The organism is Alphaproteobacteria bacterium HT1-32 (genome assembly GCA_009649675.1).
Taxonomy (GTDB): domain Bacteria; phylum Pseudomonadota; class Alphaproteobacteria; order Rhodospirillales; family HT1-32; genus HT1-32.
In genome coordinates this window covers 50399-73702 of sequence record WJPL01000003.1, presented here as the reverse complement: position 1 = coordinate 73702, position 23304 = coordinate 50399, and the positions used below count along the sequence as shown (strand labels likewise).

The 23304-nt window shown below is 55.9% G+C and carries 18 protein-coding genes; 8 read left to right on the top strand and 10 right to left on the bottom strand.

Annotation, left to right across the window (positions count from 1 at the left end):
• The first annotated feature begins 207 nt into the window (after nucleotides 1–207).
• From GH722_15700 to GH722_15685, 4 genes are read left to right on the top strand one after another with little or no spacing between them, the layout of a single operon-like run.
• Nucleotides 208–996, top strand: coding sequence for a hypothetical protein (locus tag GH722_15700; GenBank protein MRG73213.1), 789 nt, complete (start codon nucleotides 208–210; stop codon nucleotides 994–996).
• Entirely contained in the window at nucleotides 993–3116 is a 2124-nt protein-coding gene (locus GH722_15695; GenBank protein ID MRG73212.1) for an MFS transporter, read from the top strand. Before GH722_15700 ends, GH722_15695 begins: the two co-directional genes overlap by 4 nt.
• A complete protein-coding gene (locus GH722_15690; GenBank protein ID MRG73211.1) occupies nucleotides 3113–4213 on the top strand; it encodes an ABC transporter substrate-binding protein in 1101 nt (366 codons plus the stop codon). Before GH722_15695 ends, GH722_15690 begins: the two co-directional genes overlap by 4 nt.
• An 11-nt stretch (nucleotides 4214–4224) precedes the next feature.
• On the top strand, nucleotides 4225–5154 hold the full coding sequence (locus GH722_15685) for a hypothetical protein (GenBank protein ID MRG73210.1): 930 nt from the start codon (nucleotides 4225–4227) through the stop codon (nucleotides 5152–5154).
• Nucleotides 5155–5165: 11 nt separating this feature from the next.
• On the opposite strand, the gene GH722_15680 is transcribed toward GH722_15685, so the two are convergent.
• On the bottom strand, nucleotides 5166–7343 hold the full coding sequence (locus tag GH722_15680; GenBank protein ID MRG73209.1) for a DUF4102 domain-containing protein: 2178 nt from the start codon (nucleotides 7341–7343) through the stop codon (nucleotides 5166–5168).
• A complete protein-coding gene (locus GH722_15675) occupies nucleotides 7288–7605 on the bottom strand; it encodes a hypothetical protein (protein MRG73208.1) in 318 nt (105 codons plus the stop codon). Before GH722_15675 ends, GH722_15680 begins: the two co-directional genes overlap by 56 nt.
• A gap of 180 nt (nucleotides 7606–7785) precedes the next feature.
• Between GH722_15675 and GH722_15670 the strand changes: the two genes are divergently transcribed.
• Entirely contained in the window at nucleotides 7786–11307 is a 3522-nt protein-coding gene (locus GH722_15670) for a hypothetical protein (GenBank protein MRG73207.1), read from the top strand.
• Nucleotides 11304–11570, top strand: a complete 267-nt coding sequence (locus GH722_15665) for a hypothetical protein (protein MRG73206.1) — start codon at nucleotides 11304–11306, stop codon at nucleotides 11568–11570. Before GH722_15670 ends, GH722_15665 begins: the two co-directional genes overlap by 4 nt.
• Here the strand turns inward: GH722_15665 and GH722_15660 are convergent.
• A complete protein-coding gene (locus GH722_15660; protein MRG73205.1) occupies nucleotides 11567–12403 on the bottom strand; it encodes a DUF3108 domain-containing protein in 837 nt (278 codons plus the stop codon). The two genes, GH722_15665 and GH722_15660, sit on opposite strands and share 4 nt — an antisense overlap.
• Before the next feature lie 69 nt (nucleotides 12404–12472).
• On the bottom strand, nucleotides 12473–13645 hold the full coding sequence (gene pobA, locus GH722_15655) for a 4-hydroxybenzoate 3-monooxygenase (GenBank protein ID MRG73204.1): 1173 nt from the start codon (nucleotides 13643–13645) through the stop codon (nucleotides 12473–12475).
• 108 nt (nucleotides 13646–13753) lie between these two features.
• Here pobA and GH722_15650 point away from each other — a divergent pair, with 108 nt between their 5' ends.
• Nucleotides 13754–14641, top strand: a complete 888-nt coding sequence (locus tag GH722_15650; protein ID MRG73203.1) for a helix-turn-helix domain-containing protein — start codon at nucleotides 13754–13756, stop codon at nucleotides 14639–14641.
• Nucleotides 14642–14667: 26 nt separating this feature from the next.
• Here GH722_15650 and GH722_15645 read toward each other — a convergent pair whose 3' ends face one another.
• The 6 genes from GH722_15645 to GH722_15620 all read right to left on the bottom strand — a co-directional run bounded on the left by GH722_15645 (nucleotide 14668) and on the right by GH722_15620 (nucleotide 22131).
• Nucleotides 14668–15429: a TerC family protein gene (locus GH722_15645; protein MRG73202.1), complete on the bottom strand. Its 762-nt coding sequence runs from the start codon at nucleotides 15427–15429 to the stop codon at nucleotides 14668–14670.
• Nucleotides 15430–15541: 112 nt separating this feature from the next.
• The gene (locus tag GH722_15640) at nucleotides 15542–16924 is read right to left on the bottom strand and encodes an L-serine ammonia-lyase (GenBank protein MRG73201.1); all 1383 of its coding nucleotides are present in this window, start codon (nucleotides 16922–16924) and stop codon (nucleotides 15542–15544) included.
• Nucleotides 16925–16957: 33 nt separating this feature from the next.
• Nucleotides 16958–17662, bottom strand: coding sequence for a sarcosine oxidase subunit gamma (locus GH722_15635; GenBank protein MRG73200.1), 705 nt, complete (start codon nucleotides 17660–17662; stop codon nucleotides 16958–16960).
• The gene (locus tag GH722_15630; GenBank protein ID MRG73199.1) at nucleotides 17547–20564 is read right to left on the bottom strand and encodes a sarcosine oxidase subunit alpha family protein; all 3018 of its coding nucleotides are present in this window, start codon (nucleotides 20562–20564) and stop codon (nucleotides 17547–17549) included. The genes GH722_15635 and GH722_15630 overlap by 116 nt, the downstream gene beginning before the upstream one ends.
• On the bottom strand, nucleotides 20561–20869 hold the full coding sequence (locus GH722_15625; GenBank protein ID MRG73198.1) for a sarcosine oxidase subunit delta family protein: 309 nt from the start codon (nucleotides 20867–20869) through the stop codon (nucleotides 20561–20563). Before GH722_15625 ends, GH722_15630 begins: the two co-directional genes overlap by 4 nt.
• Nucleotides 20870–20880: 11 nt before the next feature.
• Nucleotides 20881–22131 carry a sarcosine oxidase subunit beta family protein gene (locus GH722_15620; protein MRG73197.1) on the bottom strand — a complete coding sequence of 417 codons (1251 nt, stop codon included), beginning with the start codon at nucleotides 22129–22131 and terminating at the stop codon, nucleotides 20881–20883.
• A gap of 129 nt (nucleotides 22132–22260) precedes the next feature.
• Here GH722_15620 and GH722_15615 point away from each other — a divergent pair, with 129 nt between their 5' ends.
• Nucleotides 22261–23298 (top strand): helix-turn-helix domain-containing protein, encoded by a 1038-nt coding sequence (locus tag GH722_15615; GenBank protein MRG73196.1) that lies wholly within the window; start codon nucleotides 22261–22263, stop codon nucleotides 23296–23298.
• Nucleotides 23299–23304: the final 6 nt, after the last annotated feature.

The window sequence follows — 23304 nt, the reverse complement described above, 5'->3', positions numbered from 1 at the left end:
TCTGTTGAACGGAAGATGGGACGAATTGCTGCTCTGCACAATAGTTTGTCTCGCAGCGCAGCATTGCGTCTGACGCATAACTGGAAAAAAGAAGCATTTTCGGCCTGCGCTGGCGCGGTGCGGATTGATGAGTCAATATGCCGAAGTGCACGGTAACTGCTGTTCAGGTTCCGTATTTCCGTTTGTGTCATTTCATATCTGGTTCTCATGAAAGTCTCTCTTACTGCGAAGATCGGTCTGACAATTGTCGGCATCGTCGCCTTTGTTCTTTTGCTGGTTACCTTCCTGAATTATTTCAAATTTCAGAAAACGCTGGCGGGACTGCTCGATTCCCGTGTGCGGGTTGTGTCGCTTGACCTGAAAAGCACGGTGGAAGGTGGTCTGAACCTGGGGCTGGCGCTCAGAAATATAGAGACACTTCAGCCGATTCTGGACCATGCACGGGAAATCAATCCGCTCATTGCCACCATTCAGGTCTATGATGAATCCGGCAACCGCCTGTTTTCATCACCGCGTTCAGAAGAACCGACGGTGCCGGCGGAATGGATGACCGCCCTCGACAGTGCGGAAACCGATACATGGTCGCTGGCTGGTGAGACGGAATTCGTTGTTGGTGTCCCGCTGGTCGATAATCTCGACAAGTATGTCGGTGGTCTCTCTGTCACCTATTCGCGGAGCTATTTTGACGCGAAGGTTGATGCGATGCTGCTCGAACTGGGGGAAGCCTCGTTGCTGGCACTGGCAATTTTCGGCACCCTTGCCTTCCTGGCGGTCTTTTTACTTCTGCGCGATGTCAGTGCGGCCTATCGCCGCATGCAGACGGCGATGACGCTCGCCGCGTCTGGTGGCGTTGATCCGCCGGATGGCGGCAGCAGAACAGAAATCGAAACGCATATGCTGATGGTCCGTGATTATGCTGCGGGCGCAAAGCAGGATATTGACCGGGCTGCGGAAGCAATTGACGAGATCGGTCGTAAAGAAGGTTTATCGTCATGAGCCATCCAGCAGATCGCAGTGCTGCCCGCAGTTATTCGCGCCGGATCAATATCCGGTTGTTTGCACTGACGCTGATTATTCTGGCAGGCGCTGCCGCCTTCGCATCCTGGCGGGCACTTGATGCGTTCGAACGCGAACTGGTGCCTGAAATCGAGCAGAAATCGATCACCGTCGGGCAGTCCGTCAATGATCTCATCGAAAAGGCCCTGTCGATTGGTGTGCCGTTTCAGCAGATGGTTGGCATGGAGCAGTTTCTGGGAGATGCCAGGGCCCCTCACCCTGAAATCCGCTATCTGGCGATCTCCAGTACCGAAGGCGGATTACTCTATAAATCCATTTCATCCTCTTCCAGTATGCCAGATGAACTACCCGGTATTGCCCGGCAGGTCATCGATGGAAATCATTTGAAATGGGCGGAGCTGGAGGATTATCAGAATACGGCGCTGCCGATCACCTTCGATGGCAAGACAATCGGCGTCCTGCATGTCGGCGTAGAACGGGCCTTTGTCCGGCAGACCATTTCCGAAATCTTATATGACATTCTGGTCGTCCTGCTGATTTCACTGCTGGTTACTTTCGAGGTTCTGCTGATCATTGTCGCCATCAGCATCACAACGCCGATCAGGCTGATGGATAATGTCGCCGACCGGCTGCGAGAAGGCGATTTCAGCCTTGCCGTACTGCACCGGTCGAATGATGAAATCGGCCGCTTCCTTGAAGCATTCAATGCGACCATCAGGAGCATCAACGAGAGCTATGACGGGTTGCTGAACAAGGTCCGTTCACTGCAACAGAAGATTGGCAACCGGGTGGTTTCAAAAGAGGTCGAGGATATCCTTGCCGGTGTTCAGGAACGGTTCAGGTTCTTCTCGTCGGAAGGGCCTCGCCGCCAGTTGCGGGAAAGCAGCCTGATCAATATCCGGACACCCCTGTTCATTTTCATTTTTGCAGAAGAACTCTCCCGTCCCTTCTTCCCGATTTATGTGAAGGAGCTGTATGCGCCGATTCCGGGTCTCACACCTGAAATGGTCATCGGTTTGCCAATCTCGGTCTTCATGCTGATGGTGGCAATCGCCACACCCTTTGCCGGTTCCTGGGCTGACCGTTATGGCCCTCGCCGGGTGTTCATGATCGGTATTGTTCCGGCCGTCATCGGGTTTATCGGAACCGGGCTTGCGCTCAGTCTCTATGACCTGCTGTTCTGGCGCTGCCTCTGTGCCTTTGGCTATGCAACGATCTATATCGCCTGTCAGGGGTACATTGCCGATAACACGGACTCGTCAAACCGTGCGCAGGGCATGGCAATATTCATGGGCGGAGTGTTTGCGGCAGGTATCTGCGGCGCGGCTATCGGCGGTATCCTGGCTGATCGTATCGGTTTCCGCCTGACTTTCTTTGTCTCTACCGCCCTCGCCCTTCTGGCCGCAATTCTGGTTGTGAATCTGATCGACCCCCAGCCGCCCCGAACCGACCGGGCGCCTAAACGAGGACTGCGGTTTGGCGATTTCATAACCGTGCTTGGTAATACCCGGTTTCTGGCATTGCTGCTTCTGGGCGCCATTCCGGGCAAGATCATTCTGACGGGCTTTCTGTTCTATCTGGCCCCGCTTTATCTCAAGCTGCTTGGTGACAATCAGTCGACAATTGGCAGGGTTTTGATGGCCTATGGTATTGTCACGATCCTGATGACACCGGTTTTTGCCAAACTGGCCGACAAACTGGGCGCCCATCGCTGGTTCGTCGGACTGGGAACAGCAATCTCCGGTCTCGGGCTGATCGGTATTCTGTATCAGCAGAGCACGATCAGTGTCCTGGCGGGCGTGATCATGCTGGGACTTGGACATGCCATGTCGATTTCTCCGCAACTTGCCATGGTGCCGGAAATCTGCGCCCGGGAAGTTGCGGAAATCGGGCAGACCACGGTTCTCAGTGTTTTCCGTCTGATTGAGCGCATGGGGTCTGTTGTCGGACCGTTTATTGTTGCGGCCCTGATTGGTGCCTTCGGCTATTCCGGTGCCATGGCAGGAACCGGCATTTTGATCAGTAGCGCAGGGGTTCTGTTTCTGGCAGTATTTCTGGGCTTTGCTGCTTCCGGATCTTCAAAAGGGAGTAAATCATGATGGCCCCTTTCAGGGCGGTTACCGGTATTGCTGCCGCTGCGTTGACGCTGGCTTCTCTTTTTATGCCACATTCCCTGGCAGCACAGGAACGGCGGGTCATTGATAACGATGGCAAACCCTTCCGCATCTATATGGTGACCTGGCGGGGGGAGACGGATACGGACCGCGGATTCGCCGATTATTTCAGGGAACGAAATATCAGCGTTGACCTGATCCGGCGTGACGCCAACCGGGACAGTTCGAAATTTCCGGAATTTGTCGCTGAAATCAAATCCCTGAAGCCTGATCTTGTCTACACGTGGGGAACCGGTGTTTCACTGGCCATTCTGGGTAAGGAAGCTGAGGTTGATCCGGAAAAGCACATCACGGACATTCCGGCAGTTTTCGCCAACGTATCGCAGCCTATTGGCTCCGGGCTGGTGACGGATGCGCAGACTTCCCGGCGGAATATTACGGGATCATTCTATTTGGTGCCGGAAGAAGCCCAGTTGAAGGCAATGGCGCAATACCGATCCTTCAATAAGCTGGCAGTTCTGTATAACCGCAAGGAATCAAATTCCCGTCTGGCAGTTGATGCCCTCAAGGATCTTTCCAAACGCATGGCCTTTGAAATTCTGGTCCTTGCAGCCCCGCTGGACGACAAAGGCGAACCCATCAAGGAAAGTGTGCCTGACCTGGTTGCGGAAGTCAGCGCATGGAAGCCCGATTTCATCTATATCCCGCCTGATTCCTTCATGTCCCGGCATCGTCATCACCTGTCCCGAGAAGCTCTCAAATATGGTGTGCCGGTATTTGGTGCCGCTGAAGGGTCTCTTGATCAGGAAGAAGACAAACCATCGCATGTTCTGATGGGCCTGATCAGCCGGTATTACAATATCGGCCGCCTTACCGGACATCAGGCCGAGCGCATTCTGGTCAACCGTCAGCGGCCGGAAGATATTCCCATCGAATATCTCAGCCGGTTTTCGCTGGTGCTGAATATGAATGTTGCAGCCGCTCTTCGGCTCTATCCCCCTATGGATATTCTGAAGATTGCCGAGATTACTGACCCGATAGAAGATGCAAAACAGTTTGTGCCGGCTGCCGGGGGCAGTTAATCACCCGGCTTATGAACCTGTCAGACATTCAGCGTCGCATGACGCAGCTTCGGCTTGATCCGGATTCAACTGGCATCAAGGTAAATCTCTACACCGGTGATGAGGCAGCAGCTGTTGCCCGGGCCTCGGCCAGCGTCGAAGGACAAAGCTGGTTTCGGGGGGTTGAGAGCCTGATGGTCGCTGACTCCTATCTGATGACGCATCTTGGCCGCAGCTCCACCAATCTTGATCCGGATGAACGCGGACCGTTTCTGGAAACCCTGCGCGGTCTTGTCCGGGATGTGGCCCGCGAACGCGATGCTGGATTCAAGACCGACAACCGCCCCTTCCTGATTGCCGATATGCCGGAAGGTACACTGGACAGCATTGAGGCCGCTTTGAAGGCTGCCCGTAATTTCCTTTCTGATGGTGCGGACAGTGTGAAGGTGGAAGTGCATGATGATGCTCTGTTACCGATTGTGGCCGCCCTGCACGCTGAAGGCATTCCGGTTCTCGGACATATCGGATATACGCCACAGAAAGCGGTGAACCGGCGCTACGGTAAAACGGCGGAGGAATGTGAGACCCTGTTCTCGCTCGCTCGCCGACTCCGCGATGCCGGTGCCTATGCCATGGTGATTGAACGTGTGGGACCGGAACTCAATGCGCGTTTCTGCAAGCCGGATCCGGAAGGTATTCCGATTTACAGCATCTTTTGCGGGCGGGCACCGCATGGTGGCCAGAGCCTGAATGTCTGGGATGCTGTTGTCTTGCCGGATTTTGCGGCCAGGGCCTTCCCGCCTACCGCTGTCCTGCCCCGAGAGGAAGTGGCTGGGCGGTATAAACGCGATCTGATTGCAGACCGCTTTGAAGCCTTGCTTCGGCTTGCGGTGAAGGGTGAATTTCCGGCAGCAACAGCCTCTGCTGTCGATACGGACGCCCCTTCCCCCTGGCGAGGCTGAAACACCGGGCGTTAATCGGTTCCTGAAGGTATTTGCGCACCGCAGGCCAGCACTTCATCCCGAAGTGTCAGTTCCCAGTCCCGCGCCAGAACCAGCTGGTTGCAGGTCAGCCCGCGGGATCCCCGCAGGTCGGCCTCAATCATCACGGCATCCGTAAAATCGGTCTGATCGAGATTGGCACCACGGAACGAGACTTCACTCAGATCGGCATCAATGAAATCTGCGCGGGTCAGGTCAGCACCGACAAACCGCCCGTTACGGATCTTCGCCTTCCTGAACAGGGTGGACTGCAGATCAGCCCGCCGGAAGGTTGCCTCTGTAAGGTTTGAGTCTGAAAAATCTGTAGCGCTGAGATGCGCATCAACGAAAGAGCTGTTCCGAAGGTCTGACCCGACAAAGCTTGCATTGGTGGCCAGCAGACCGTTTGCGCTCAGTTCACGCAGATTGGCCTGATCCGCAAGCCCGCGATGAAAACTCGACTTGTCGAGAGAGGCACGCCGGAGGTTGGCGCGGCAGAATCTGGTGTCATCAAAAACGGCTTCACTGAAATCCAGCTGTGCGACCCGTTCTTTTATATCCTCGGGCAGACCGAGGTAACCCGGCGGCGCGGCACCGTAATCGGCCAGTGCCCAGTTACAGGCCTGCTTCAGGCCGTCAGGGTAGAAAACAGCTCCTTCCAGTTTCGTCTCAAACAGGTTTGCGAAGGCGAAATTGGTGTCTGTGAGGGTGGCATTACGAAGGTCGGCACCACTGAGGTCGGAATTCTCCAGATTGGCATTCTCAAAATTTGCCGCACGGGCATCTGAATCCCGCAGATTGGTATCCCGCAGGTCAGCCCCGGTAAAACTCGTCAGCGACATATTGGAATCGTCCAGCCGCGCTCCCTGAAGGTTTGCACGATCCAGCTTGGCTTCCTTCAGATAGGCATTCTTCAGATCGAAGCCCCGAAGATCCTTTTCGGTCAGATCGCCACGGAACAGGTAGAGATCACGGTGAAACGGGATTTCAACAAAGCCGGAATACAGCCCAAACATGATCAGTCCGGTCATACTGGCTGACAGGACGGGAACCGCCCAGCGCCGGCGGCTCGGATGACAGCGCCGCCCCTGCAGAAACAGCAGGCCGGCAGCCATGATGATTGTCAGTTCCAGCATGACCGGCCCCATCAGCGGACGCGGCATCGCACGATAGGCAAAGACGGCCAGAATGGCCGGCGGCATCCAGTAGAACAGCACCCAGGTGATCAGGCTTGGCGCGCCGTCGCTGATATTGAAAATCGTCGGCAGTTGCTGTTCCTGCGGAATGGCGGAAAACCGTCGCTGATGCCGGATGAAGATATGCAGATAGATGGTCAGGGCGACCAGAAGGATTGGTCCGATCAGAAGAAATGCGTCAAAGGATATGGCAAAGTTCATCACCGGCATCTGCACCCTGGCATCTGCGGCCATGAAACTGACATCCGGCGCAGCCAGCGTAATGACAAAGAACAGGCTGGCCAGCCCCAGAATATTGAAGGTTTTCGATATGGTGTTTGAAACCTTGTCGTGCTGGGCTTTCATGGCGGACAGTGGAATGTCCGGGGCTTCCGGTGGCGGCATCGGGGGCATCAGGCGATCGATCAGCCGCATGTCACGGCGGGCGGCTGCCCACTCTTCCTGTATCGCCCGCAAGCGCCTCTCGTAATGTGCCCGGCTTATGCTGTCCGGATCATCATCTTCGTCTTCATCATCTTCGAAATATTCAAGGACACCGTCTTCATCGATGGATTCGCTGATGGCGTCGTCTGTCGAATAAAGCGGCTCGTCTTCTTCCCCGTCCTCATACTCTTCCGGCTGTCGCACCGCCTTTGGTCGTCTCCGTGCAGGCCGCCCGAGTCGCCGCTGTTCTTGCGGTTGCTCAGCTTTCGGAGCAGCAGCAAGAGCTGAAAGATCAGATTCTGCCGGATCCCCTCCGGCGGTCAGAACGTCTCGTGCAATCTCATAAAGGTTCTGGGCTGCAGCAGATGAAAGTTCCGGAAAGGCACCCAGCGTCAGTCTGCGCGCCCGCCCTTCATGGCGGTACAGATATATCCAGGATTTTCGTCCGCTCGGGGCAACACGTAACCCGAAGCCCGGTGTCTCATCACCCCAGACTTCAAAACGGGTGGATCGGGATTTCAGTAAGGCGACTGTCTGGTCCGTGAACTTCATCTGCCGGGGTAGCCATCTGTTCTGCTGCTACCCATAACAATCTCACTGATTTCAATAATTTACAAAATGTTAATGATTTTTGGTGCCGCCGGGTAACAAACTCTGGGTCTCGTTTTTCTTCCCCCTGGTCTGACGGAGCCCGGACGTTCAGATTGCCGGAGATACGATCCGCAGGAATGCTGCTGTTCATAATGGCACTGATATCGGGATTTCCGGCGGTCACGCGGGCAACCCTGACCGGCTTTCTGTCGGGCAAAGACATGCTGATTTACACCCGGTCATCTCCGTCAATATCGGGCATTTCAGAGACTATATCAGGAATGCCCCGCCCCCGTCTTCGTCCTGCCAGACCGGGCATGGCTGAAACGGCTTTGACCCTCACACGGTTTTCCCTAGTCTGTGACAATGGGGATTACGCAGCGACATCATCGGGAGAGACTACATGGCTGATCGGTCCGGCAGTACGGATAACTTCGCTGTCGAACTTGGGCTGGATGGCAAGACCAACCGGCAACCCTCGCCCCTGACCGATGTGCAGGTGCCGCGGACGAAGACCCCCATCTATGATCGCAAAACAACCCCGCTGATCGACGATATTCCGAAGGAAAAACCAAACCGGCTGCTGACCCGTACCGGGTTGTTGCTCAGCCTGAGCTGGGTTGGAATCTGCTGTTATTACATCACACTGGAAGTTGGCTGGAGCCTGCTACCCGCCTTTCAGACCGTCGAATTGCTGACTGCGGGTGCTGCCTTTTCGACACCGCTCGCCCTGATCTGGCTGACAGTCGGTTATCTGGAGCGCGGGCGTAAACTGCAGCGGATGACCGAGCGTCTGGAACATCATCTGCAACGCCTCACCTATCCCGAAGAGTTCGCGGAAACCCGCGTCCGCGAGATTGAAGAATCACTCCGGCGTCAGGCCGAGATGCTGGAAGATGCAACCAATTCTGCCGTCAACAAGGCAAGTGCCCTGCATGCAGCACTTGGATCGAAATTGCAGGATCTGGCCACGCTGACCGATCAGATTGATGTCAGGTCCGGAAAAGCTGCGAAGTCGCTGGATACCCATCTGGAGAAAGCCGGTGAAGGTGGCAAACGGGCTCTGGCGATCAGCGACACCCTGAAAGCCGTTGCCGAAGACGCGGTCCGGGCGACCGACAAAGCCGCAGCCTCTGCCGAAAAGGCAGAGAAGCTGATGGTCAGCACCGTCGACCATATCGGTCAGGCCAACCGGCAGGTTCTGGAACGGACAGAACAGGCAGTCGGTGAATTGCGGACAGCTTCTGAGCGGCTGACTGCTGACCTTGAAGTGTTTGCGAAGCGTGCCGGGCATCTCGATACGGACATGGCTGCCCGTGCGTCATCCCTCACGGAACTGGCAGCAGAAACCGCTGACCGTGCCCGCGAGATTGAACAATCCCTGAAGCGCCAGTTCGAACAGGCGTCTGCCTCTGCCGATATGGCTGAGGAACGGGCTGAACGGGTTACAGAAGTACTGGTCCAGCATACCAGCCTGCTGGCCAGTGCGACGGAAACGACTGAATCCCGTACCCGCGACATTTCCCGCGCTCTTGAAGCACAGGTGGACATGCTGGGCGAGAAATCCGATCAGGTTGCCCTGCGCGCGAAAAGCGTACAGGCATCGGTCGAAGCCCAGACCAAGGAATTCGATCTGGCAGCCAATCGTACGACCGAAGCGATGGAAGCCCTGGAGATGGGATTCCGGAAACAGATTGCGGTTCTGAGCGAAGGAGCGGCATCGGCCAAGAACCGGATAGAGGATGTCGGCGACGCCCTGCAACGCCAGTCTGCCGCAGCCTCTGCAAAGGCGCAGAAGTTCAATTCTGACATAACGACAGTCGGAACAGCCTTCCGGCGTGAGTCCGAGGTGCTCGACCGGTCTGTTGCAGGTGCCAAGGAAGGTGCGGAAGCTGCGGCTGCCCTGCTTCGTGAGGAAACAACGCGAATTTCCAAGGCCGCCATCGCCTTTGAGGCGCAGGCAATTGGAGCTCGTGAAGCAATTTCCTCTGTTGCGCAGGATCTTGAGAAAATCTCGGTCACCCTCGTTACACAAACCAATATTGCGGACAAGGCGACCACTCAGCAGACGCGAACCCTGTCTGAAACCGCTGACCGGGTGGCCAATCGTGTCAAGGAAGTCGGCGGCATGATCGACAGCTACTCTCAGGGGCTGATCCTGATTGCCAAACAGGTTGCGACCCATGCGGCGGATGCGCGCAACGGTCTTGAGGCTCAGGCAGAAGCTATTGATGACGCCTCTGATACGGCTTCTACCCGGATGCGCGAGACCGGGGCCCTGATGTCGAACCAGCTTTCCAGCCTGAATGCCGCGGCAGAAGAAGCGATCAACCGGTTGAGGTCGGTTTCGGAAGCCCTTGCTGATCGGGAAGCCGAAATTTCTGCCCGCTCGGAAGGCGGGACAGCCTCCATCAAACGGGTCAGTGAAACGCTGCGCGACAGTTCGGGCGCCCTCAACAGGGCCGTAGAGGACGCGAATGGTCGTATGGATCTGGCGACCCGCATGTTCACCGATGGCAAGACCCTGCTTGGTCATGCGTCACAGGAAGTCGTGAACGATATTCAGACGGCCTTTACAGCCCTGAAGCAGAAAGCCGAGGAGATCGGTTCGGTTTCGCGAGACAGCAATGACAGCCTGAAGCTGCTTGGTGAAGGCCTGTCCGGCCAGCTGAAAGCCGTGGAGACTGTTACTGAGAATGCCTCGGACAGGCTGACCTCGGTCAGCGAATTGCTTCGGTTTGGTGAGCAGGCTGTCAGCCGGAATGCGGAACAGGCGGCGGCCCGTCTGGAAGATGTGTCCCAGTCGTTCCGTGAACAGTGCAAGATGCTGTCGCTGCTGTCCGAGGAAACCGATGCCCGCCTGTCCGGTGTTGCCGGATCAGTGCATGAACGTATTGAACAGCTCTCTGAAATTTCAGGTGAGACGACTGACCGCGTGTCAGCACTTGCCGATTCCATTCAGAATGTCGCGGAAGCAACAAGCTATGCCGCAGAGCATGTGACAGGCGGTGGAAACGACCTGATCAAAATTCTCAGTGATGTTGGTGAATCTGCAAAGCGTGCCGGCGAGGATATCAGCCGTGCCTCGCGGGCGATTGCTGATGAACGCAAGGCTTTGCGTGATGGCGCTGCGACAACCAGCAAGGAAATCAAGGGTGCCGCAGACGAGTTTGTTACCAAGGCGGCAACAATTCGCGGCGATTCCAACCAGTCGGTAGAGGCCATTGTGCAGGCGGGTGACCGTCTGCGGATGTTTGCCGAGAAACTGAAGGCGATTTATGAGGCGTCTTCCAATACAGGTCGTGAAACCCATGCGATGATCGAGGCACAGACGAAATCACTGAAAGACGCTTCTGATCTGGCAATCCTGAGTGCAACCAACTGGTCGGACACCACACGACAGGGTGCGGACCGGTTGCAGAGAATTTCGGCACAGGTGTCGGATCAGACCAAGCGTATGGTTGTTGCCTTTGAAGAGCAGGCGAACGCGCTTATCGAGGCATCATCAGGGGCGCAGACCCAGCTTGATGTCATGGGTGAAAAACGACGGGTTGAATCGCTGCAATCGGCCATGCGTCAGGCAAGTTTCATCATCGAGACACTGAACGCCCTCGCGGTCGACCTGGCCCGGATGTTTGAACGCGATGTGGATGACAAGACCTGGGATCGTTATTACGCAGGAGACACCAGTGTCTTTATCCGCCGCATCATCACCATGCGGGAGAAATACCGCCTGCCTGCGATCAAGAAGAAGTATCAGACCGACGTGAATTTCCGTGAAGCTATTGATCGCTACCGGCTTGAGTTCGAGGAACTGGCGAAGCTGTCTCAGGGAACCGGTCGCGATGAACTGCTGGGTCCGATCTTCTTCGGCTCTGATCCCGGTAAGCTCTATGCCCTGCTGACCCATGCACTTGAAGAATGAGCAGGCCCAAACCCGGGCGGGTTACGGAATCAATCAACGCCCCGCATGGAGAGCTATGCGTCGACCTGTTTGTCCGCGAAGACGGGTCGACAGGGTTTCAGGAATACCGTCGGGATGTGGAAGACCCTTCAGGGTGGTTCCCGGTTGGGTATTGGTCTGACAGGGTTTTCAGGACTGAAACCGAAGCCCTGTCTGCCGCGTCTGATGTCATCGGATGGCTGCCGGATGTTCTGAAAACCGGTCCCGGTCGTCAGACAGGTTAGTCGTCGAGGCCCCTGGCGCCTACAGTCTCACCGTTGAGCGTGTAGCCTGTGAGGTGGGCCATGAGTATTCCGTAATCTGTATCAATTCTGACCCGAACCGGAACCGGCGGGGCGTCTGACCGGGGGCGGGCGATATAGACGGTGCGATTACGGGCCGTTTCCGCATATTTGCTTTTCTCTTTGCGATCACCACCGAGCAGTTTCATCTCTACGCCGCAGGCCAGTGCATCACCGGCATAAACGGAATAACTGTTGGGCTTGATGCTCTCGGTTCCGTTTTCCGTGACGGTCAGATCATAACGCCGCCTGCCATCAAAAACTCCGAACTGACTGCTACACCCCTCCCCGCGCATGACGGCACCTGATATCTGGGCAATGACCGAAAGCGGGTCGACCGTACCGGTCGCCGGATTTTCAGGAAGGCTGTTTACTTTTTCCAGATCCGGTTCCGGCTCCACAGAATAGGACGTAACTTCGCCGGACGGGGCGTAACGAATGTCAACTTTTCGGGTTTTACCCTTCCAGATCCCGGCATTTCTGTGAATCGCCGGGACCGCCTTATCTCCCGCAAACAGTCCGTTACTTTTTGCCTGCCCTTTCCAGCTGACAAAGAAATCGGCGATGCCCCGGGAAACACTTTCCACCTGAAGATTGTAGTCTGTCTCACCGGAAGACAGTTCTGCCCGGGCGGACATGATATGGAATCCGCCAAAATAAATTTCATAGGTCAGTTCGACCGGTGGCTTTGCCTGCGCAGCGGCCCCGGACGACAGGGTTGCGGCAACAAGAATGGCGATGGGAGAGCATGACCGGAGCAAATGCATGATACGCACAGAGACCCTTCTGACTGTCCGATAACAGGCTGTCGTTTGCCTTATCTGATCGTCATATGGCGTCTGGCGTCAATAAGGCAAGCCAACATAATTTTCCGCAAGAGATGTGGATGCCGCTTCGGAATGAATCACATAATCCAGTTCTGCCTGCTGGATACGCTGGGCGAACTCACCATCGTCAGGAAAACGATGCAGCATCTGGGTCATCCACCAGGAAAACCTGACCGCTTTCCAGACCCGGGAAAGGGCTTTTCCGGAATAGGCATCGATCCCGGCAGAGGACTGTTCTGTGTAATATTCCAGCAATCCATTAAACAGGTAATGGACGTCGCTGATCGCCAGGTTCAGCCCCTTTGCACCGGTTGGCGGAACAATATGGGCAGCATCCCCGCAGAGAAACAACCGGCCAAACCGCATGGGCTCTGCAACAAATGACCGCAGCGGAGCAATGGACTTTTCAAAAGAAGGGCCCGTGATGAGTTTGTCGGCCGTCGCTTCCGGCAAACGCCGGCGCAGCTCATCCCAGAACTGCTGGTCACTCCATTGCTCGACCTTGTCTTCAAGCGAGCATTGCAGGTAGTAGCGGCTGCGGGTATGCGAGCGCATTGAACAAAGCGCAAAGCCATTGCTGTGGTTCACATAGATCAGTTCGTCGTTGACCGGCGGAACCTCTGCCAGAATACCCAGCCAGCCGAAGGGGTAGACACGCTCAAAGGTCTTTATGGCGTTCTCGGGCACCGACTTCCGACTGATACCGTGAAAACCGTCGCATCCGGCGATGAAGTCGCAATCAATACGACGTGTCGTGCCATCCTTGTCATAGGTCACAAAGGGCTGGTCGGCTGCGTAGTTTGAGATGACGACATTTCCGGCCTCGTAAATACTCGCAGCGCCACTGGCTTTCCGGGCATTCATCAGATCCAGGGTGATTTCTGTCTGACCATAGACCGTGACATGCTTGCCGCCTGTCAGACGCTTGAGATCAATCCGGTGCTGACCGCCATTGACGACAATATCAATGCCTTCATGGGGAAGCCCTTCCCCATGAAGACGACCCGCAACAGCCGCCTGTTCCAGCATTGTGACTGATCCGGGTTCCAGAACCCCTGCCCGCACCCGGCTCAGAATATGAGATTCGCTGACCCGGTCGAGAATGATATTGTCAATTCCGGCCTTCGTCAGCAATTGCCCGAGCAGTAGCCCGGATGGTCCGGAGCCAATAATAGCAACCTGCGTACGCATATCTTTCTCCCTGAATCCAAGACAGATGCGTTCGGAGGCTTTCAATAGCAATGGACTTGAAAGCCAATTTGTTGCACTTTTCAACCATCGACATTGTTCTGGCACGGCATGAATTTCATACCAACTTATGCTTTGTATGGTGAAAACCGCTCAGATGAGACAGAGTTTTTCATCCATTGTGAGACCATCGCCTCGCGCAGCAAAAAGCATCAATGGCGTATCAAACCCCATAAACATGCCCGTTTCCTGCAAATTCTCCACGTCTCTCAGGGGTGGTGCGAAAGCTGGATAGAGGGACGTGAAACGCATTTTGGCTCAGGCGGAATTGTGGTTGTTCCGGCCGGCATTTCCCACGGTTACAGGTTCTCTGCCGATATTGACGGACATGTACTGACAATTGTTGCCGACAGTGCTGAACAACTGTTTCCTGAACATCAGCGTATTGCCCGATGGTTCAATCACCATCATTTCTTCGAGACATCTTTCGCGGACAACAATCTGGACGACCTGAACATCGCCCTGCAGCGGTTCGCCGGAGAGTATGAACAGCGGCGGATCGGACGGTCACTCTTTCTCGAGCTTCAACTGAGAATGATCCTGCTGCAAATCTACCGGATGTATCATGAGGCCAATGATGACGAAGTATCGCCGCCGACAGATGTTGATGGCCGGTTACTCAGCCTCAATGATCTCATAAACCGGCACTATCGCGAGCATCAGTCCGTTGCCTTCTATGCCGCTGAAACCGGTATTTCACCAACCCATCTCAATCGCCTCACCCGTCAGGCTTATGGCGTACCGGTCAGCGGTCTGATTGCACGTCGGGTTATCCAGCAGGCAAAGCGATATCTGGTGTTTTCCGCCAAGCCGGTTCAGTCCGTCGCGTTCGAACTTGGTTTTTCTGATCCCTGTTATTTTTCACGATATTTCACCCGCCATACGGGCAGTTCGCCACTGGCCTTCCGACGCGCACAACTCTCTGCAATGGATGGCTGAGCGGCCGTCGGCATGAGGTTGGCCTGCTACTGCTGAGCCATTGATTCAGCAGCTTTTTTCCGCAACCGCTTGTTACGGGAAAATATATTCAGTGCTTCAACGAAACCAGAGAAAGCCATCGCCGCATAAACATACCCCTTGGGTACGTGAACCCCGAAGCCTTCCGCAATCAGGGTCATGCCGATCATCATCAGAAATCCAAGTGCCAGCATGACAATGGACGGGTTTTTCTCGATGAAGTTTGCGAGTGGCGTTGCTGCAAAAAGCATCACCGTAACGGCGGCGATGACCGCAATCACCATGATCGGCAGATGGGGTGTCATACCAACGGCAGTTATGATGCTATCAATCGAGAAAACGATATCCAGCACCAGAATTTGTGCGATTGCTGCGGTGAAGCCCATGGTGACAGCTGAACCGGTAAACATGTCGTCTTCATCTTCGGGAGTGACATTGTGATGGACTTCCTTTGTCGCCTTCCAGACGAGGAACAGACCACCGGCAATCAGGATCATGTCCTTCCAGGAGAACGCATTACTAAACATTTCGAAAACCGGCTCGGTCAGCTGAATAATCCAGGCAATGGTTCCCAGAAGCAGAAGACGCATGATAAGGGCGAGGCCAATGCCAATACGCCGGGCCTTTTCACGGAATTCCGGCTGAAGCTTGTTCGTCAGGATTGAAATGAAGACCAGATTGTCGATCCCGAGCACGACTTCCATGGCTATGAGAGTCGCAAGGGCAATCCAGGCTGCCGGATCGATTGCCAGCGCCAGAAGTCCATCCATCATAATCACTCCGGAATGAATGAGCAGGGTCGCGACAGATTACCGCGCCGGGGCGCAGTCTAGATCAGTTGTAAGTCAACTTCACGACTGTTCGCCGGGCATCCTCCGGAATTCAGCAGGCAACCACGTTGACGGCGAGACCACCCTGAGATGTCTCCTTGTACTTGGATTGCATATCCGCACCCGTCTGGCGCATGGTTTCGATGACGTCATCCAGAGGAACGAAATGCTTGCCGTCTCCTCGCAAGGCCAGTCGTGAGGCATTGATAGCCTTCGCCGCCCCCATTGTGTTGCGTTCAATGCAAGGCACCTGAACCAGTCCGCCGATGGGATCGCAGGTCAGCCCGAGATTATGTTCCATGCCAATCTCGGCAGCATTTTCAATCTGCTCATTTGTGCCGCCCATGACAGCGGTCAGGGCCCCGGCGGCCATGGAACAGGCGGCGCCGACTTCCCCCTGACATCCGACTTCGGCTGCGGAAATGGACGCATTCTTTTTATACAGCGCGCCAATAGCTGCCGCCGTGAGGAGAAAGTTCCGCACGCCCTGGGGGGTCGAGTTGGCCGCGAAACGGTCATAATACATCAGGACGGCAGGGATGACGCCTGCGGCACCATTTGTCGGCGCTGTAACAACACGCCCGCCAGCCGCATTTTCTTCATTCACGGCGAGTGCCCAGAGATTAACCCAGTCCAGAATGGTCAGGGGATCTTTCATCATGGCTTCCGGACGCCGCAGCAGGTCGCGCTGCATGGTTGTGGCCCGGCGTTTGACGTTCAGCCCTCCCGGAAGATTCCCTTCCTCCCGGCATCCCCGTTCGATCGATCCGGTCATGGTATCCCAGATACGATCAAGCTTCTGGTTGATCTCGTCGTCAGACCGGAGCGCACGTTCATTCTCCAGCATCATTTCGGCGATACTGAGACCGCTTTCCTGTCCCATTTTCAGAAGCTCTTTTGCCGTGGCAAAATCGTAAGGAACCTGAACATTGACACCCCGTGCCGCTTCTCCAGCCTCAAAGGATTCGATATTGAGGACAAATCCTCCGCCGACCGAAAAATAGGTATCGCCAAACAACACCTCTCCCGACGAGTTGAAGGCGGTGAAGGTCATGCCATTGGAATGCTGTTCGAGGAATTTATCCATATTGAAGCGTAAATGCTGGTCATGCAGGAAGGGAATGCGGTGTTGACCCAGCAATTCGATAGACCGCTTTGCCTTTATATCCTGAACGATCTCGGGGATTCGGTCTGACTCGACCGTATGCGGTCGCTCACCGGCCAGCCCCAGAATGATGGCAATATCTGTCGCATGCCCCATACCTGTCAGAGCGAGCGAGCCATAAAGATCTACCTGAAGCTGAGCCACCTGATCGAGCAGTCCGCGTGTCTCCAGCTCAAGCAGATAGTCCCCTGCTGCATTCATAGGGCCGACTGTATGCGAACTGGAGGGGCCAATGCCGATCTTGAACAGGTCAAAAACGCTGATATGCATGTGGGGTCCAGTCTTGCTGTCGACGTGAAGAAGTCAGAGAGGGGATCGATATTCCATCATCGCGTCAATGAGCCAGTCCGCCACGTAATTTGCAAACGACCAGCGGGGATAAATCCGCCATGTGGCAGAATCGTCTGTTTTTTCCAGAATGACCTGATTCCGGGCGAGGTTCGTTCCGGCACAATGACCCGTCAGGAACTTTGACGGGTGCAGATCAAGCAGGCATCCCTTCTGCAGGACTTCCTGTGATTTCGGGCCGCGGAGTTCCAGTGTTGTCCGGTTGGCACTGACATCCGTGATTGCGGCATGCCGGTCCGCCAGTTGCAGGGCCAGCTTTCCGATAATGGCCTGCTGTTCACCATCGGGGGCAACGATCAGCCATTCGTCCGGTCCAAGCCAGAGGGCACGGGTTGTCAGGCGGGCCGTCACGGTATTCGGCTGTTTTGGGAGCGCAAAGCCTATGGCATCTTCAATTTCTCTGGCGACACCGCGTGCAGACAGGTCAACGCGCAGATTGACCATGCCAAGGAAGGGAATTTCCCGCAGGTAAACGGCACCTTCAACTGACGCAACAGACAGTTTCTGTTCCCAGCCTGAGAGAGCACTTCGGCGCAGTGTGAGATCAACCATTTGCCCGCTCTCCCTTCGGATCAAAAAACACCGGCTCGACCACCCGGACCCTGATGGCCCTTGATTCCAGCGGTGCATAGAGCTCGTCGCCAATCCGTGCCCGACCATCCTTTATCAGTGCGAGGGCGATACTATGCCCCAGCGTCGGGCTGTAATAGCTGGAGGTGACATGCCCCAGCATCGGCACCGGGGGGGCGCCCTTTGCAGCTTCGGTAATCTGGGCCCCTTCCGGCAGAACCTCATTGCCATCGGTTACGGTCAGCAATCCAACCAGTTGTTTGCGGTCACTGCGGGCGGTATCCCCGCGGCTGAAGGAACGCTTGCCAATGAAATCCGGTTTCTGCTTCGAGACGATCCAGTCCATCCCCAGATCCTGGGGGATCACAGTGCCATCGGTTTCCTGGCCGACAATGATGAAACCTTTCTCTGCCCGAAGAACATGCATTGTCTCGGTGCCGTAGGGCGTGATGTCGAAGGCTTTTCCAGCCTCCATGACGGCCTGCCAGACAGCGCGGCCATAGAATGCCGGGACATTGATTTCATAGGACAGTTCCCCGGTGAAGCTGATCCGGAATATCCGGGCCGGGGCACCGGCAATTTCTCCGGTCTTCATCGACATGAAGGGAAAGGATTCTGCCGAAAGATCAATATCTCCGGAGAGCTGTTGCAGCACGTCGCGTGATTTCGGACCGGCGATGGAGATCGTTGCAAACTGTTCCGTGACCGATGTGCAAAAGACCTTCAGGTCCGGCCACTCGGTCTGGAGATATTCCTCCAGCCAGTCCAGCACCTGTGCAGCATTACCGGACGTGGTTGTCATGATGAAATGGTTCTCAGCCAGCCGGGTTGTCACGCCGTCATCGAAGATCATCCCGTCTTCCTGGCACATCAGTCCGTATCGGCAGCGCCCGATGCCCAGTTTCTTCCAGGCATTGGTATAGATCCGGTTGAGGAACTCCGCTGCGTCCGGCCCCTGAATATCAATCTTGCCGAGGGTTGTTGCATCCAGTAGCCCGACATTATTGCGGACGGCCAGACACTCCCTGTTTACAGCCTGCTGCATCGTCTCCCCGGTTCGTGGATAATACCAGGGACGAAGCCACTGGCCGACGATTTCGAACGCCGCCCCCTGCCCTTCATGCCAGTCATGCATGGGGGTCTTGCGAACCGGGTCAGACAGATGCCCGACATTGCGACCGGCCAGCGAGCCATAGGATACCGGTGTATAAGGCGGTCGGAAGGTTGTTGTGCCGACCTTCGGTATGTCGTTGTTGACTTCACGCGCCAGAATGGCCAGTGCATTGATGTTTGATGTCTTGCCCTGATCTGTCCCCATGCCGGTCGTGGTATAGCGTTTCAGATGTTCGACCGAGTGAAAGCCTTCACGGGCAGCAAGCATCAGGTCTCCGGCGGTTACATCGTTCTGGAAGTCGACGAAATGCTTACGGGGGCCCTTGCCTGTGGGATGGTCGCTGGGGGCGACCCATGACGGTTGCAGACCGCCTGGGTCGACGGCCTCTCCCTTCGGCGCTTTCCTTGCACGTGCCCGGAAACCGGCTTCTCGGGCTGAGACGTGACCGGCTTCAGCGGCTTCTGCCAGACAATCCGCTGAAATCCGTGTTCCGTTTGCGGACCCGACGACGCGACAGGCCTGCGCATAGTGCTCGGGCAGAAAACAGGTCTGCTCCGTATCATAACGAAGCTTGCCACCGGATTGTGAAAACAGATGTATCGCCGGCGTCCAGCCACCAGACATCAGCACAGTATCGCACTCAATCCGCCGGGGCGTGCCTGAAATACCGATGCCATCAGGTGTCGTCATCATCACATCAACACCTGAGACCGATTTGCGCCCAACCGTGCCGATAATGGTCGAGCCCTGCAGAACTTCGATACCCGCATGGTTCGCCAGAGCCAGCGCGTCTTCCCCTGCCTCGGCACGGATATCGATGATTCTGGTGACGGGCATGCCGTTCAGATGCATGTCTGCGGCGGAACGGTAGGCGTTGTCGTTGTTTGTGAACAGGACCGCCTGCTCACCGGTTTTCACGCCATACCGGCCGCTATAGACCCGACCGGCCTCTGCCAGCAAAACACCTGGCCGGTCATTGTCGCCGAAGACCATCGGTCTTTCATGCGCACCGGTTGCAATCACGACCCGTTTTGCCCGGACATGCCAGGCCCGGTGTCGCGAGACGGTTTTCGGTCGCAAGGGGCCGAGATGATCCGTCCGCCGCTCCACCATGGCGATGTAATTATTGTCGTAATAGCCAAAAACGGTGGTTCTCGGCAGCAATGTCACATCTTCATGCTGGCCCAGTTCGTCGAGAGCGCGGGCAACCCAGTCACTGCCCGGCAGGCCATCGACAGTTTCACCGGAATGCAGCAGGCTGCCGCCAAATTCCGACTGTTCATCAGCCAGCACGACACGGGCACCGGTTCGGGCCGCGGCAAGTGCGGCCGCAAGACCCGCCGGGCCAGCGCCTGCAATCAGGACATCGGCATGAATATACTGATGATCGTAGATATCCGGATCCGGCTGGTCCGGTGCGCGGCCAAGACCGGCTGCACGGCGGATTATCGGCTCATACAGCTTGTTCCAGAATCCGGCTGGTCCCATGAAAGTCTTATAATAAAAACCGGCAACGAAGATACGCGACAGCAGCGAGTTAATTTCACCGATATCAAAATCAACCGAGGGCCAGGCATTGATGCTGCTGGCAGCCAACCCGTCATACAGTTCAATCTGTGTGGCTCTCAGGTTAGGCTCTGTATGAGCTCCCTTCTCCAGTTGAACCAGTCCGCTGGGTTCTTCTGATCCCGCTGTCATGATGCCGCGGGGGCGATGATATTTGAAGGAACGCCCGACCAGCCGGACACCATTGGCAAAGAGGGCCGATGCCAGTGTATCGCCGGGGTGGCCTTCATAATTCTGGCCGTTGAACGTGAAGTTCAGAATACGACTACGGTCGATACGACCACCTTCGGAAAGCCGGAAGGGCTGGCTCATGCCTTTGCTCCCCCGGTGGTTCCCGGGCTGTCTGGCAGGTCCGGCATTTCACCGATCCTGTAGCTGCCGGCAATCTCGTTCGTATGGGTGTTGCGCATCACATTGAACCAGCGGCGGCAGCCGGAACTGTGGCTCCAGCGTTCCCGGTGCCAGCCTTTCGGGTTTGTCCGCATGAACAGAAAGTCCGCCCATTCCTGATCCGTCAGCTCTTCCGGTTTTTCCGGGCGGGCGATATGGGCTTCCCCGCCATAGTGAAACTCAGTTTCCGGCCGGTCGCCACACCAGGGGCAATGAATAACAAACATGTCTGGTCCTCCTAATGCGCGACGGCAGCGGCGCCGTGTTCGGCAATCAGTGCGCCCGAGATGAAACGGTCCAGCGCAAAGGGGGCGTTGATCGGATGTGGCTCTCCCGTTGCAATGGTATGGGCGAATACATGTCCTGATCCCGGTGTCGCCTTGAAGCCGCCGGTTCCCCATCCACAGTTAAAAAACATATTCTTAACCGGTGTCTTTGAGATTATGGGTGAAGCATCCGGACAGGTATCGACGATACCGCCCCAGGACCGCAGCATCCGCACACGGCTGAATATGGGGAACAGTTCCATGCAGGCACCCAGCTGTTCTTCGATCACTGAAAGTGATCCCCGCTGACTGTAGGAATTGTGGCTGTCGATCCCCGCCCCCATGACCAGTTCACCTTTATCGGACTGGCTGACATAAACATGCACCGCATTCGACATCACCACGGTCGGCATGATCGGCTTCAGTGGCTCAGAGACCAGCGCCTGAAGCGGATGGCTTTCCAGAGGCAGTCTGAAACCGGCCATATTGGCCAGCACCGAGGAATGGCCGGCGGCAACCACCCCGACTTTTTTGGCACCAATACGGCCACGGGTGGTCTGGACGCCGGTGACAGTACCATCGCTGATATCAAAGCCCGTCACTTCACAGTTCTGGATGATATCAACACCCTGCGCGTCAGCCCCCCGGGCATAGCCCCAGGCAACCGCATCATGACGGGCGACGCCTGCCCGCTTTTGCAGCGTCGCACCCAGTACGGGATAGCGCACATCCGGCGAGATATTGATGATCGGGCAGAATTCCTTGACCCCCGCTGCGTCCAGCCAGACCGCATCAACCCCGTTCAGCCGGTTGGCATTCACCCGCCGTATGCTTTCGCGGACATCATGCAGGTTGTGCGCGAGGTTCATGACACCACGCTGACTGAACATGACATTATAATTCAGGTCTTTTGACAGGCCTTCCCAGAGTTTCAGGGAATGCTCATACATCGCGGCGCTTTCGTCCCAGAGGTAATTGGAACGAACGATCGTGGTGTTTCGGCCCGTATTGCCGCCGCCAATCCATCCCTTTTCAAGCACGGCCACCTTCCGGATGCCATGTTGTTTTGCGAGGTAATAGGCCGTTGCCAGCCCATGCCCGCCACCGCCGATGATGATGACATCATAGGAGGGCTTTGGTTGGGGGCTGCGCCACTGGCGCGGCCAGTCCTGATGCCAGTTCATGGCATTGCGAACGAGGGAGAAAATCGAGAATCTGGTCATGACAGGCCCGGCTGTTGGGATGTCGTTTTATTAGCAGATTTATGTCGCAGAAGATATCCTTTCGCCGACGCAGCCTATGTATATTTGCGACATTGATTGGAATAATATTGCCATTGACGGACGACCCTGATGCAGACATCGGACATCCAGATCAAGGCCCGGCTTTCAGTCGGCATTCTGCTGCTGCCCAACTTCACGTTGATGGCTTTTGCCGGTTTTGTCGAGGCTCTGCGGCTTGCCGCAGATGATGGTGATGGCAGTCGCCAGATCAATTGTCAGTGGACAATTATCGGTCCGGACCTGACCCCGGTCCGGTCAAGCTGCGGGGTTGATGTCACACCATGGGAGACATTTCCCGATCCGGCCCGGTTTGACTATGTCGTGGTTGTCGGCGGACTGCTGCATGCCGGCCCTGACACACCACCGGAGATGGCGAAATATCTAAAGCGTGCCGCATCGGCCAGTGTCCGTCTTATCGGTCTTTGCACAGGTGTCTTTCTGCTGATCCGGGCCGGACTGATGAAGGGCAAGCGTTGCTGTGTCAGCTGGTATCACTATCAGGATCTTGTGGATGAATTTCCTGATGTCGAACCGATTGCTGACCAGCTGTTTGTGACTGACGGCAACAGAATTACCTGTGCTGGCGGTGCCGGTGCGGTTGATCTGGCTGCCTGGCTGATTGAACGGCATTGCGGTCGGGCCTGGGCACAGAAAAGCCTGCGTATTCTGGTTATCGACAGGGCTCGGGCACCAAACAGTTCACAGCCCCAGCCACCTTCGATGAAAGCCACCCGGAATGAACGTGTAAGACGGGCCATCTTGCTGATGGAACAACATCTGGGGGATCCCTTGTCAGTCGAAGAGATCGCCCGCCGGGTCAATATATCAAAACGGCAGTTGGAGCGGATATTCCGGCAGGAATTGGGCAAAAGCCCGCATGAGGTTGCTCTGGAACTTCGTCTGAATTACGGCCAGTGGCTGCTGTTGAGAACAAACCGGCCAATCACCGACATTGCCGCAGAATGCGGGTTTGCTGATTCATCCCATTTTTCACGCGCTTACCGAAATGCGTTTGCTGAGACACCATCGTCAGCACGCCAGACAATAAATGCCCGGCCTGAAACCGGATTGGTCGATGCGGTCTGGAACGATATGACGATGCGTTAAGCGACA